Here is a 13,465-nt window from a genome sequence, read left to right on the forward strand (position 1 = left end):
GGAGCGCTCATGAAAACCGCATGACCGCTCCACCACCCTTTTCCCCCATTCCGCAAAGGCCTGATCGGCCTTTCGGATCCAGGTGGGCGAACCGAAAATATGCATGGCCTCAACAGCCGATCGGCAGAATGGTTTCGTCTTCCTGAGCCTGCGCCCGCCGCAAGCGGGATATTGGTGCTGCCGCCAAGAGCGGCGACCGGGTACGGAACCTAGCTAGGCAGGGAGGAGTTGGATCTTTCCGCGATTGCGGGCGCTACAGGAGCGTGCACGACCAGCCGCCGTTCGAGATGCGCTACGGCGTCGCTGATTCTGCACAGCTATGGAGCGGCGTCCACTCCTCCCGCCGGATCGCAGGGCTGTCCGGCGAAAGTTTTGGGTGGATCGAAATGCCGCATGCGCATGCCCCGTAAGACGGCGTTTTTCCGTCTACCTTCTGGTTGTCGAGACTCACAAAAGGGACGGGCCATGCGCTTCACGCCTCGCATTTCTTGGAAAGCTTTGTTGAACCCATCAATCGTCGGAGCTTCGAGGCGGTTGTGGTAGCCATGATGGGGACGCCTATGACAAGTCGTTCAGAAGCTGGGACCACCTGATGGTGCTGGTTTATGCGCAGCTCAGTGGCGCCGACAGCCTGCGCAGCCTGGAAGCCGGCTGGAACGCCAACAGGCAGCACCATTATCATCTGGGCAGCGACCGATTGCGACGTTCGACCCTGTCGGACGAGCCGTGAATTGCTGGAGCGTCTGCAGCCGGAGCGTCCGGGGCAATTCCCGATCAGTTGCTGCGCACGTTGCAGCGCCGCTTGAAGATCTGGCGAAAGGAAAAGGCGCACGCAATGGTGTTCGGCGCGATGCAGTTCGAGCCGGCAACCGAGCCGATGACGAATTGATTCGGGTGCCGGTCGTGGGGAAAATTACTATAAGGCTACCGACAATGTCGGTCGGGAGCATTCCACGGTGAGACAATACGGCGTCTCATCCTGATCGTCGCGCCAAAGACCTGGTTGGCTCGGAGGACAGGTCGTGGGCTGTGAAAGGTTACGTCAACTATCAGACGCCGTAGTATCGGTCCGTGTCCAACTAGATTAAAAGCCGCACTCCTTTAGCTGTCAGGATGTATCGGCATGCAGGGTAACGTGACGACGTTGGACGCTTCTAGGTTCATCTGTGCAGCGTACAAACTGGCGCGCAAGTCCGGTCTCCACATCACAATGGGAGACGATTTTGAGGAGTATGTTAGGATCACTGGCAAGCTTCGCGGAAAGTCACCGACTGATCCAAACTTCCGTCCAGACTGTTCTGACCTTCTAGCTGGAAAGGCTTTTTGGATCATCGGGCGGGACCGACAAGATAGGGTAGCGCATGTCCAAGCAATGCGGCTGGACGATCTATCCAATACAACTCTTGATGAGCACCTTGGGACGCTCAGGGCCTTCTTCGCGGACCCTGAACTCAAAGCAGGCCCTGGTTCTTCGTGCAACTGCTACGCACCGTCCGCTCGAGGGATTACCGGGCTTGTAGCATATCGCGGCGACCTCTGGTTGCGGGAGGATTTTCGGGGACGCGGTCTCCTGGCCTTCCTTGGTCGGATCGCATTTGGACTGGCCTGGGCTAAATGGTCGCCGGATTTCATTTACGCGTTGGTTGCTGGCTGGAATATTGAAAAAGGCGTAGCAGATCGCAACGGCTATCTGCACAAAGAGCCACATGGGGCAATCCTGCGCTTGCCCGCGCAGCGAATATACGAAGACGACTGGCTCGTTTGGTTGACCCGGGAGGATATGCTGAAGATGCTTTCGAGCGCTTCGGGGAGCATCCCTGCACTTTAAGACTCGCCGGTAGCACACAAGCGAGATGGCTGGCCAACTCGCCGCTCCGCTACGCACCCTGCGGCGGTGAACGTCATCGGTGAGCCGCTATCCGCCGAGGTCGGCAAAACGTTGAGCCGATACTTCGCGAGAGTGGGCCGACGACGTGCCGCACGGTGTTGGCCACGCGCAGGTGGCGCCGCATCGTGCGTTTAAGGAGGGCCAGATCGTCAACGCCATCCTTAAGGATGGCTAGCCCGGATTTCTCATACTGTCTATCGGTAAAGAACTGATGGCGGGGTCGGTTTGGGGCTTGAGGTTGGTGCAAGCGGCATTGACCGCAGGGCGATTGTTGCTTTTCGGCGATGTTGCTTGCTGTTGACGGGAGGGTGGACCGGGGCGCTCAAGCGGCTGCCGCGAGCCTGGCGTAGGTCAGGGCCCATTCGCGCTGGAAGGGGCAGGCTGAGTTCATGGCCAGCTTGATGCGGCGCACCGAGATGCTGACCAGGGCGCCGATCTTGAACAGCTTGAGGCGGATGGTGGCGCAACTCGCCCTGGCGAGCCGAGTGTTGGCCAGGCCGATGCGGCGCAATGCGCAGATCAGCACATAGGCCATGGAGGCGAACCAGAGCCTGAGCTGGTTGGCGCGCATGGTGGCGGCCGAGGTGCGGTCGGCAAACAGGTCGAGCTGGCATTCCTTGATGCGGTTCTCCATCTCGCCGCGGGCGCAGTAAAAATCCTCGTAAAGGCTGCGGGCCGGCCAGGCCTCGGCATCGAGCGAGGTGACGACGAAGCGCGGGTTGGCCGCACCTTGTGTCCACTCGGCCTTGGCCACGACCCGGCGCCGGCAGCTCCAGCTCTTGCGGGTGGTCCACAGGAAGTCCTTGAAGCGGCGGGCCGGACGGCGAGTGAGGCTGCTTTCTGCTTTGGCCTGCTCGAGTTCGACCCCGATGTGTCGGGCCAGCCGCACATTGCGGGCCAGGCCGAACAGGTAGCCGACGGCGTTGTTCTCGCACCAGGCCATCAGTTCCTCGCGGGCGAAGCTGGAATCGGCCCGCAGCACGATGCGCACCTTGGGCCAGCGCTGGCGTAGCTGGCGCACGATCCGCTCGACCTCCTCGATCGCGCCGGCGGCGGCGTCGATGTTGGCGGGGCGCAGCTTGGCACACAGCAAGTGATCGCCGCAGAAGATGTAGAGCGGCAGGTAGCAGTAGTTGCCGTAGTAGCCGTGGAAGAAACGCCCCTCCTGGTTGCCGTGCAAGGGATCGTCCGTGGCATCCAGGTCCAGCACGATCTCGTCGGGTGGGGCGGCGTGTGCACCCAGGAACAGAGCGACGAACACGCTTCGATCGCCGCCGGATCGTGGCTGATCTTGTGATAGCGCGAAGGCTGCGGGCGGCTCAGTTCCAGCCGGTTGAGCGTCGACTTGCCGGCCACTGCCGCACATTTCTTGTGACGACGCGCCTTGAGCTTGCCGGCCAGCACCGCCATCACCGGATCATGGCGCAACCCGTCGTGGTCGTTGAGATCCTCATAGCCGAGTGCGAGCGCGAAGATGCGCTGGCCCACCAGCGTCTTCACCGCGTGCTCGATCAATGCGGCATTGCGGACGTCCATGAAGCAACGGGCAAAGCGGTCAACCAGCCCGATCGCCCGGTCCGTCAGCCCCAACAACAGCGCGCCGGCATCAGAGGTGATTGTTCCGCCGTCAAAACCAGCCACAACTGCGCGCTTTTCAACAGGTGCAAAATCGAACCGATCTGTTATACACTCTGTTTGCATCGGGGTGGTCCTAGATCAAAGCTAAGCTGTTGTCGCAAAAACAACTTCTCTGATTCGGAGTAACCCCGATGCACTTCAACAATGTGAGATATTCGGGCTAGGTCGCGACCGGCCAGAAGCCCGTCACACCCCAATGTGGATCGCACCTCCTGCGTCATAGCCTTGTACACGGCCAGGGAACGAGGGCGCGTGGCTCGAAGAGATGGGCGATGTGCTGCGGCACCGCTCGCGGACATCGACCATAATATATCCGCGGCTCGATACAGACGGGCTGCGCGTCCATCGCGCAGCCTTGGCCGGTGGCGGGAGGCGGCGATGAGCATCGCGCCCCAACTCAACTGGCCCTCCGCTGTCCTGCCACGCTCCATTGCTGAAGCAAAAGATCACGGAAAACGACTACCACAAGACTAAAACTTGATCCAGATGGCCAGCGACTCACCTTACACTTCATTCAACGAAATTTATAGCTTTAGGGTAGTCAGATATATTCATATAGCGGTGCGTTATTTCCTCGTCCACCCTTATGTCCTTTATTGCCACGAGGCTGGCCCACGCGCCGGAGTTTGTATCGGTCCAAACTGTTTCTGCATTTGGATACGAAGAGTGATTCACTATCGAAATAAAACCAAAAACAACGTAGCTCGCCAGAAATTCCTTTTTGATTTTCCCATCGTGACGCACGAAGTAGTATTCAAATAGTCCCGTACGATCCAACAGTTTTGCGGTCGCGTCATCAAATTCCCATGATGGAGCACGCTCAATTACATCTCCAGCCTTGAATGGAATATTGGCAAATACACCTCGGCCTTTTCGGGGCACGTTTTTGATGTACACAGTGTTGCTGCGATCGAAGATCTTGTCCACATCGTATGTTCCTTCTTGGTTGCTGAGCATGGAGTGTTTCCCACATTGTGTTCACCACTGAAGTGGCTGTCGTTAAGCTTCTGGCCGTCATTCGCCAGTAATGGTGAGTTCAAAGAAGCCGACGGCCGGGGGCGATTCCCGCTTGCCTACGAGGCTCGCCTGTTCTCGCCGCAAACCTCCTGCTTGGCGCGCAATTCCTACTTAGGCCGCCAATCCGCCCGTCATTCATCATGGCCTGGTCGCTCTGGGGGCGAGAGCATCAAATCAACGCCGCCATCGCGCGCTTACAAGCCGCTGCTCAAATGCGCAGCTGATACTAGCCGCTCCCGGTCCCCCGGCTCGGACACCGCTCATCGAAACATCTGAAAGCCATCATGCCGGGGTCAACCGACCACATCCTCACCAGCGTCTTCGCCGAAGCATCCGCATCGTGCATATGCGTATCGTCCGCGATGTGCTTGATGAGGGCCTACTCTCCAGGATCGCACACAACGGAACTGCCATCGAGGATTCGGCCAATCAGGTATCGCCGCTATGCCTCCCCCTACGCCCTATCCGACGACGGGACACCTCCTCCGCTAAGGCCAACACATCGCTGGGATCGGCAGTGCGCGTCTTCTGCGGGACAAAACTCAAGGCCTTCATTCTCAAGAATTCATTTCCCCTTGTGATTCGAGAGCGAATATAGCTTGTCCTCAAGCTCGTCATACCTACCAATTCGCGTGGGTGGCTTTAGCCGCGGAAGAGATATTACGTGCAAAGGCTGAGGTCGACGGCTTTGCGGGTATAGCGCTCGCTCCGCCGGTTCAGCGCCTGATGCTGAGCGAACTTCCCGAACAGAATCATCGCCAACAGGTTCGGCCCGGCAAAGCCGCGCGGCGTCAGTGGAAGGGTGCGGGCGGCTGCGTGAAGCGTCGGGTAACATCGCGCGCACGGTCTGGATCGGCTTCCACCGGCGCGGGATCATCTCCAGCGTCTCGGTGATGTCCTCACCAAGCTTCGCCAGCCTAGCCGAACCGCAGCGCGTACAGTTTGATGGTGCGCGATGACGACGCGCTCGCGCGGCAGGTGCTCGGGAAACGGCTCCTTGGCGGACGCTCGCCGGATGAACTTCAGTGACATGACAGGGGATTGGGAGCGTGCACGGGATTGCTGGCCAAGCTGAGCTTCGGGTCCCAAATCGGAATCGGACCCCACGCAAAGACTTTGACTACAAATAATGTTCTTCACCGCGGTGTCATGTCGGCGCCGACACGCCGTGGTCTTAGGGTCCACGGGAAAAAATGCTGATTTCACAACGAAGCGGATCCGTCTCATCCGGAGATATCAGCAACTGACGCCTACTGTACGGTTTGTCGAATCTGCGACACATTGTTGATCGGCCTGCTTGCTGCGTACCCTATCCAGTCGGTCGAAAACCTGAAGAAAATCTTTTGCTGCCAAGCTGGCACGATTTTTGAAAGTCCCTGGTGGCGGCAGGAGCTCTGAACAGATCCGCATTGACAGCGCAGATGCTGGCCTGGCGACGACGGGGCATAGACCCACAAGCTCTTACAGCCGTCTGATTTGGGCACCGGGACAACGCAACTGAAGGAGCGACCATGGAACTCCCGCGGATTGCGGTCGAGTTATGCCGATTTCTCGACAAGACTGATGATATCGCTCAATCCGAACAGTTGTTCGATCTGTTGTGTGCGTTTGCGCTGAATTTTGATTGCCCGTGGATCGCCTACGGTCCTCTTGCACCCAACCAGAAGGATTTGAAGCCGCCCAGACAGGATTCGGCGGTCATGTTGAATTACCCCGATGAATGGCAGGAGCGCTACTTGAAAATGGGCTATGACAGAATAGACCCGATCATCAAGAAAAGTCGACAGGGGGTAGCCGCCTTCCGATGGAGCGAAGTGTACACTGATGCAAGCACGACTGAAAATGAACGGCGCGTGTTAGACGAAGCGGCGACGTTCGGCCTAAGGTCAGGCGTTACTGTTCCATTACACGGCCCCGCTGGCAGCTTTACGATCATGAGTTTTGCTCAACCCTCGGACCGCGAATTCCAAGAGAGAACGATCACCTACTTGGAAATAGCCGCCTTGCATTTCCATCTTAGGATAGCGAAATTTGTTAATTCGAGTGCACCAAAGCAAGTTTATAACCTATCTCTTCGGGAAAAAGAGTGCATTTTTTGGACATCGAGAGGTAAATCGTCATGGGAAATAGGAATTATACTAGGGATAACAGGAAATACCGTGAACTTCCATTTAAAAAACGTGATGCGGAAATTGGGTACAACAAGCAGAACGGTCGCTGCTATAAAGGCGTTAAGCCTCGGAATTATCGAAGCCTAAAAAGTTGCCGGAAGACGGCAATCCCAGATCGCGTTCCCGCAGCTTTGCCGCAGCTCCAAAAGCCAAGCGCTGAAAGATTTCCGTTGGCTTAGGGAACTGCAGGCACTCGCGGTGCTGTGAACCAACTGCCGAAGAGCGTGGTGCGTAGCTCCGCACGCCACGTTCTGTGGGAACCGAGGGCGGGGCACCGCCTCCGGTGACCCGGTGCGGTGAGAAACCGGTCGCTGCAAGGCGGCGCGGCGCTTACCGCCTACTCAACTATCCATGAAAGAGACGGCAATATCGATCCGGCAGGACGGCAAGAGGATTTGGCGGGGCAAGTGCGCATCCGACCCGCAGCTGCTCGCGGCAGTCATCCGCAAGCGCGCACCCTATGCCCGGCGGGTTGTGTTCGAGGACGGGGCCGCTGTCGGTGTGGTTCTACCATGCGCTGACGGCAGAGGGGCTGCCGGTGATCTGCATCGACGCGCGGCAAGCCAAGGCCGCGCTCGACATGGCCGCGAACAAGACCGATGCGAACGATGCCGATGGCCTGGAACATCTGGCCGAGGTCGGCTTCTACCGAGAGGTTCGGGTCAAAGGTTTCGACAGCATGCTGATCCGCACGCTGATCACCGCGCGGCGCCAGCATTGTTGAAGGCGCGCACCGCTGATCACCGCCTATGCCGCGGGGTTGCGCGCCTCGGAGGCGGTGAGCCTCGAGGTGGCGGATATCGATCGCGACCGGATGGTGATCCAGGTCCGCCACGGCAAGGGGGCCAAGGATCGCACGGTCATGTTGTCGCCGCAGCGTGCTCGGGATCTTGCCGACCTACTGGCGACTGACACGCCCGCAGGAATGGCTGATCCCCGGACGAGGCGACAAGCCGATCGACGTGCAGGTCCTTCATGCTGCCTGCGGCTCCGCGACCAAGGCGGGTTTTGGTCAAGCGGGCGAGCGTATACGTCTGCGCCACAGTTTTGCGACTCACCTGCTTGAGAGTGTACGGATATCCAGATTATCAGGTGCTGCTGGGCACAACCTCTCGATGACGGCGCGCTACACCCATGTGGCAACAAGCACGGTCGCCAGGACGCACAGCCCGCTCGACCGCCTGACGCTGGAGGTGGTGCCGCCCGCCTGAGCCCAGCGGTGCGCTCCGAGCTGGAGGTGGCGGATATCTGCCGTCGCCATGATCATGCCTATCGTCTTGCCCATGACGGCCATCTCGGCCGCGTCGAGCGCCGCGTCATGTAGGCGATCGAGCTCTGCCGGACTGCGGCGCTTGGCGGCCATGTCGAGGCCTGTGAGGACTGCGCACATGCCCGCGTCTCCTATAACTCCTACCTTATGGGCCAATTCCGTAATGGGGAGTTGGCCCCGACTGAGACAGATAAATAGGGGACAGTTTCTGAATCACAGCAACTGGGGAAAGGCCGGAAGAGAGATAGCAGTTGCCGAAGAAGAGAAGCTCGCCATCCTTTTGCGGATGCAAACGCGGAAAACGTCAGTCGACTGACTGATGAACCCCATGCGCCGCCGGATCAGCCAACCTTGGCGGCAGGTTCTGCCCTGCCGACAGAACAGCGGCGCGCCGATGCGTTAGCCAAGACACGCCGGCGCATCGTCGAACTTGAACGAAAGATCGGCCAGCACACATCGCCATCGTATCGGCGAGGCTGCCCCGGCGCCAGCCGGCGAACCGCAGGGTGGGGGCGTGAGCACCGTTCGATGCTTGTCGCAATCGTGTCCGAGGCTACTCAACCCGAAAGCTGCGCGCGTCCGGCGATTGCGCGTGGAAGCGTTGATTTCGATAGATTGAATGCATTCAGATCAGAACTGCTTGGGTGTGCCCTGCTCGAACCCTCGGTCGTCGACGGCTCCACGGTCGAGCCTCCTCCAGATCGCGTGAGACACGCACCAGCGTGGCCTCGTCGCCAAACCGTCCGACGATCTGAATCCCGATCGGAAGGCCGTTGACGTTTTGTGCCAAAGGCAAGGACACGGAAGGTTGTCCTGTGACATTGAATACGGCAGTGTACTGGTAAAGCGCGGCATTCGCTTCGCTGAATTCCTCCGCGGATAGCGTCGGGTTGATCGTACTATAGATGCTGCCATGCGGTAGGGCCACCGTTGGCATCGTAGGGGTCAGCAGGATGTCAAAGGCATTGATCGCTTCGCCTACGCGGAATCGCATTCTCCGCGAGACCTCTTCCACGCTCTGTATACGCCCCTGCGAGTTCCGGCCATATTCATAAAGCTTGAGATTGATGGGCTCCAGGGTATCCGCATTTATCGTACGACCCATGGCCCGCGCCGCGTCTTCAAGTGAACTTGCGCTGGAACTTAACCCGGCTAGCATCATCCTAGTGTACTCGATGGATTCATATGGGGCCTCAATGTCGGTCACCATGTGCCCCATTTCCTCTAGAAGTGTGGCCGTTGACTCGACGGCGTGTTGGACTTCCGGGTCGAGATTGACCGCGCCCCACTTCGTCCTGGCGACCCCCACTGTCAGCGTGCCTGTGGGCCGTGAAAGTTCCTCTACATAGGGACGGTTCGGCTGGACGATGATGAATGGATCGCCGGGATGGGGGCCGGAAAAGACATCTAGTGCGGCAGCCACGTCGCGTACTGTCCGACACAGTACAAACTGTCGAGTACAGCCAAAGTAGGCGTCCTGTTGGTTCGGGCCGCCGGAAATACGCCCGCGGGACGGGTTCAGTCCTACAAGACCGCACCAAGCGGCGGGGACTCGAATTGATCCGCCACCGTCGTTGCCGTGCGCGATAGGTGCGATGCCAGCGGCGACCGCTGCCGCGGATCCTCCGGAGGAGCCCCCTGCGGAGCGTTCCAAATCCCACGGATTTGCCGTGATGCCGTTAAGAACGGACTCGGTCATTCCGGACATCCCGAGCTCCGATGTAGTCGTTCTTCCGATAGTCCGCAGCCCGGCGGCCCGAGCGCGACGAAAAAAAAAGCTGTCGGTGTTGGGACGATAGCCTATGAACAGACGGCTTCCTTTTTCTTCGAGGCGGCCAGCTTCGGTGGCCCCGACATCCTTCCGAAGGAAAGGCACTCCATGGAAGAGCCCTCCGCCTGCGCAGGCAACTGTTTCAGCATCTTCGTAGATTTCAATTACGGCGTTGATGCGAGGATTGACGTCATCGTGGGCCTCGCGGGCCAACCGCGTCAGTTTCATGGGCGTCACTTCGCCTGCCCTGACGAGAGAGGCCAAACTCGTGGCATCATACTCTACGTATTCACTTAGTTTCATTAGCGGTTATCCGTTCTTTGACCGGCATCGGCCATGGGCATGGCGGCATGCAAAAAGCACGATCTTCACTAATCGATCTCGATTTCCGCCGAAGTCCAACATCGTTTGGAGATTTGACCCATCTAACACTTAGATGGCGCATCGACATATCTAGTCGTTCGTGGATTCCCGGGTGGTCACTTGGGCTGTAGCTAAACATTGCATGGGATCGTGTCTCAGGAAGTCGCAGGAGATCGGCATCGGGGATCTTCTCTACGCGCGGGAGGTTCATCATGTCGTCTGTCATCGATAGTTCCTTCGAAGCAGGTTGGTGTCAGCAACCCGACCATAACGGAAGAACATCGATGACCACCGCTGTGCCGCTCGCTGGCTACGGTGCTCTTGAGGGTTGCTTTACGCCGTTTCGGCCGAAAAGCTCCAGGTCAATCCAACTGCTGCCGCGCGCTGCAGGTTATCCTGCACCGTGCTGCGCGCTATCCCCAACATGACTGCTATCTCGCGGGAGCTCGTCCCGCCTCCGGCAAGTAGCATTTGTCTCAATTGTCTCATGGTCAGCCCTCTCTTCGCCGGCATCAAAATCTCCCCGTTTACCGCGGGGCACTTGATGCCAAAGTTGCTGACCCAGGAGGTAATCTTCAGCGCCGAAAACTGGCCGGTTTTTGATTGGAACGCCGGCCGGCTTCAAATCGGAACGGTGGCCCGGTCTTTGATCGGAATGGCGGCCGGCTTCGCGTCGGAAATCCGCATGCAGAGCTCTGCACTATCTACCCCGCACGACTTTGTCGAGTGGCTTTGACCGCAACGGTAACGTCTGGCGAATAAAGGATTTCCTGCAGAAGCGCCCCGGCTACCAGACAGTCAGATCGATCTAAAGGCTGTCTACGAATCCCAACAATTGTCGTCCGGCTGAAAGTGGGATGACTTGCCGCAATGTGGTGACAGCTGTGCCCACGCCGCCTCCACCGGCCGGAACAGGTTAACTCGCATCATCTAACCATTGTGACAGGAGGCGGCCTCAAGCCCGCGGATCGGGTTCCAGGGGGGCTTCAATGCCTCAGCACAAGATCGTCCGGATGACTTGCGACCTCCATCTCTCGGCAAATTCGGCCCCCCTTCGTCCACGACGCAAACGGTAGTCTCTGTGGTTGCCGTAATGTCTGTCGCCTCGGACCGGAACCCGGGTGTTCGGGCAGTTGCTCCAGATCGCCCGCCAGGCGGCGCAGGTGAGCGCGGATCTCAGCCCACTCGCCGCCTACTTTGCGGAGGGCGTGTTGCGTCGAACAGGTGAGGCACATAGGCGACTTGCCGAACTTCGTGTCGCGGACCGTGAGCACGCCATCAACGAGGTCAATGTCGCCAGGATCGAGGCGCAGCGGCTCGTTACAGCGCATGCCGGTCGCGGCGTACAAGCCGAACAACGTGGCATATGTGCGGGGGGCGAAGGCCGACCGTCGAAGGCAATGCCGTCGTTGCGTCGATCAGTCGAGTGATCTCTTCGTCGCGATAAATCTATGGGACGATGGCCGACGATACCTGTGAGGACGGAGGTCGGTCGGCGGAATGACCGTCCTCGGGTCGATGGCGCTGCAATAGCGTGCGAAGCGGCGAACCATCGCCAAACGGTTGGCCCACTGGGCGGGCTGTGCCTCGTGCGACGCCGCTGATAATCAAAAATACTTAAAATAAAATTTGCTGAATCTTTGCGACTGCCAAGCGCTGACAATGGTACCTTCCTCACAAAGTCTGATGTTAGGCACGGCTGGAAAGGTGATGCCGATTTACGCTCGGACCGCCGCACAGCACGCAACGTAGGAGTTAAGACACATGACAAGAAAAGTGCTCATCCTGATTGAAGGCACAAGGAGCAATGGACCGCTTTACGCTAAAGCGGCCCAGCGTCTTGGCCTCCATCCAATCACCCTGTCGGCCAATCCGGCTCGATACGACTATCTTGCCGCAGAAGGGATTGAGGCAATCTGTGTCGATACAGACAATCTTGATGCACTGATCCGCGAATGTTCCCAGCTACGCGCGACCTATGACATTGCTGCCATTACCAGCGCCCTGGAGTCGGTCTACGCGACAGCTGGCAAGCTTGCCCGGTATTTCAATCTACCGGGACCGAACCCCACATCGATTGCACGATGCTGCGACAAATTCATTCAACGTCAGCTCCTCGCGGACGCCGGCGTTCCAATACCTGCTTATCGCTTGGCAGCGAATGCGACGGAGGTGGAAAGCGCTGCCGCCGAGATTGGCCTGCCGGTGATCCTTAAGCCTGCCGTAGGTAGCAGCAGCAGCGGTGTTCGATTGTGCCACAACGTCGATGAGCTGGCCGAACATTCGACCTATCTGCTGAGCAGGAAGCACATGTGGCCGTCTTCGCCAAAGCAGGTGTGGCGGTCTTCGCCTAAGATACTGGTCGAAGAATTCGCAGAAGGCCCACATTATATTGCTGATATAATGGGGAATGAGGTCATTGGAATTACCGCCGCTGACTTCGACTGCCCACCGCATTTCGTATTTCGTGCATTGACCTTTCCGGCACCGCTGACCGACGACGAGCAGGACCGTATCGCCGATGTTTCACTGGGCTGTTTGCAAGCTCTCGGCCTTGGTTGGGGCCCAACGTGCATTGAATTCCGGTGGACAAAGCGTGGCCCGGTCGTGATTGAAGTCAATCCGCGTCTTGCTGGCACGGATCCCCAACTGGTTCAGCTGGCTTACGGTGTCGATCTCATTACTGAGCACATTAAGCTTGTGATGGGCGGCGAATGGAGTTTTCGCAGAAGGCGTTCGCACACCGCGGCCGCGCGGTTCCTAATTCCTGAACGCGATGGCACCCTCGATTGGGTCGATGGCGACACCCGGGCGGCTGCGGTATCGGGTGTTGCCGAGGTCAAATTATATGTTGAACCCAAGACGCTGATTGCCAGGAAGGGCGATGACCGAGATTTCCTCGGATCTGTCATCGCCACTTCACCCAGCCGTGCTCAGACTGCGACGATACTTCAGCATGCCGTCGACTTGATTAGTTGGTCGATCACACCATTTCCGACCTTTTGCGAACAGGAAAAGTCTCCGGCCCCTTACTTCCCCAAACCAGCCAAGGTGGCGCCGGGTAAGATGTGATCGTCGCCGCATATCCGCGCCGAGAGACGTCGGGCGCGCCGGATTGACGCAAGTGGACTTGGATTGTTCCCAAAGCCCTACAACGAGCAAGATCGCCTCCGCATCGTCTGGGCGCTCATGGCAAGAGGTGGGACCTACAGGGCTCCGGCCGTGGCAGCATAGCAGCTCGGTCGAGGTCGTCGCAGGTGTAGGAAGGTCACACGGAGAGGTATGGCGCGACAGTCGATGAGAGACGGATCGGAAAAACCAGTTCAGCACAGAGCGCTTCGAGCGCG

The 13,465-nt window shown here is 58.5% G+C and carries 8 protein-coding genes and 6 pseudogenes; 10 read left to right on the forward strand and 4 right to left on the reverse strand.

The window, feature by feature from the left end; translation table 11 throughout:
* Positions 1 to 465: 465 nt before the first annotated feature.
* From NKH30_RS32560 to NKH30_RS32570, 3 genes and pseudogenes are all read left to right on the forward strand, one after another.
* Positions 466 to 721, forward strand: a pseudogene (locus NKH30_RS32560) (DUF4372 domain-containing protein); the annotation flags it as partial.
* A gap of 81 nt (positions 722 to 802) precedes the next feature.
* Positions 803 to 889 (forward strand): hypothetical protein, encoded by an 87-nt coding sequence (locus NKH30_RS33335; protein WP_502911547.1) that lies wholly within the window; start codon positions 803 to 805, stop codon positions 887 to 889.
* Between the two features lie 234 nt (positions 890 to 1,123).
* Positions 1,124 to 1,828, forward strand: a complete 705-nt coding sequence (locus NKH30_RS32570; protein ID WP_352998100.1) for a hypothetical protein — start codon at positions 1,124 to 1,126, stop codon at positions 1,826 to 1,828.
* Between the two features lie 382 nt (positions 1,829 to 2,210).
* Here the strand turns inward: NKH30_RS32570 and NKH30_RS32575 are convergent.
* The 3 genes and pseudogenes from NKH30_RS32575 to NKH30_RS32585 all read right to left on the reverse strand — a co-directional run.
* Positions 2,211 to 3,589 (reverse strand): annotated as a pseudogene (locus NKH30_RS32575) (IS1380 family transposase).
* A 447-nt stretch (positions 3,590 to 4,036) separates the two neighbouring features.
* Positions 4,037 to 4,483 carry an SET domain-containing protein-lysine N-methyltransferase gene (locus NKH30_RS32580; RefSeq protein ID WP_352998101.1) on the reverse strand — a complete coding sequence of 149 codons (447 nt, stop codon included), beginning with the start codon at positions 4,481 to 4,483 and terminating at the stop codon, positions 4,037 to 4,039.
* Between the two features lie 723 nt (positions 4,484 to 5,206).
* Positions 5,207 to 5,545: pseudogene (locus tag NKH30_RS32585) on the reverse strand (IS66 family transposase zinc-finger binding domain-containing protein); the annotation flags it as partial.
* A 509-nt stretch (positions 5,546 to 6,054) separates the two neighbouring features.
* Here NKH30_RS32585 and NKH30_RS32590 point away from each other — a divergent pair.
* From NKH30_RS32590 to NKH30_RS32605, 4 genes and pseudogenes are all read left to right on the forward strand, one after another.
* Entirely contained in the window at positions 6,055 to 6,801 is a 747-nt protein-coding gene (locus tag NKH30_RS32590; protein WP_352998103.1) for a LuxR family transcriptional regulator, read from the forward strand.
* A 264-nt stretch (positions 6,802 to 7,065) separates the two neighbouring features.
* Positions 7,066 to 7,423, forward strand: a pseudogene (locus NKH30_RS32595) (IS110 family transposase); the annotation flags it as partial.
* 18 nt (positions 7,424 to 7,441) lie between these two features.
* Positions 7,442 to 7,925 (forward strand): annotated as a pseudogene (locus NKH30_RS32600) (tyrosine-type recombinase/integrase); the annotation flags it as partial.
* A gap of 8 nt (positions 7,926 to 7,933) precedes the next feature.
* Positions 7,934 to 8,125 (forward strand): annotated as a pseudogene (locus NKH30_RS32605) (transposase zinc-binding domain-containing protein); the annotation flags it as partial.
* Between the two features lie 484 nt (positions 8,126 to 8,609).
* Here the strand turns inward: NKH30_RS32605 and NKH30_RS32610 are convergent.
* Positions 8,610 to 9,983 (reverse strand): amidase, encoded by a 1,374-nt coding sequence (locus NKH30_RS32610; RefSeq protein ID WP_352998105.1) that lies wholly within the window; start codon positions 9,981 to 9,983, stop codon positions 8,610 to 8,612.
* Positions 9,984 to 10,446: 463 nt separating this feature from the next.
* On the opposite strand from NKH30_RS32610, the gene NKH30_RS32615 reads away from it, so the two are divergent.
* The 3 genes from NKH30_RS32615 to NKH30_RS32625 all read left to right on the forward strand — a co-directional run bounded on the left by NKH30_RS32615 (position 10,447) and on the right by NKH30_RS32625 (position 13,190).
* Positions 10,447 to 10,854 carry a hypothetical protein gene (locus tag NKH30_RS32615; protein ID WP_352998107.1) on the forward strand — a complete coding sequence of 136 codons (408 nt, stop codon included), beginning with the start codon at positions 10,447 to 10,449 and terminating at the stop codon, positions 10,852 to 10,854.
* A gap of 397 nt (positions 10,855 to 11,251) precedes the next feature.
* Positions 11,252 to 11,548 (forward strand): hypothetical protein, encoded by a 297-nt coding sequence (locus NKH30_RS32620; RefSeq protein WP_352998109.1) that lies wholly within the window; start codon positions 11,252 to 11,254, stop codon positions 11,546 to 11,548.
* 334 nt (positions 11,549 to 11,882) lie between these two features.
* Positions 11,883 to 13,190, forward strand: a complete 1,308-nt coding sequence (locus NKH30_RS32625; protein WP_352998111.1) for an ATP-grasp domain-containing protein — start codon at positions 11,883 to 11,885, stop codon at positions 13,188 to 13,190.
* The last annotated feature ends 275 nt before the right edge of the window (positions 13,191 to 13,465 follow it).

The organism is Mesorhizobium sp. M1273 (genome assembly GCF_040318195.1).
Classification (GTDB): Bacteria; Pseudomonadota; Alphaproteobacteria; order Rhizobiales; family Rhizobiaceae; genus Mesorhizobium.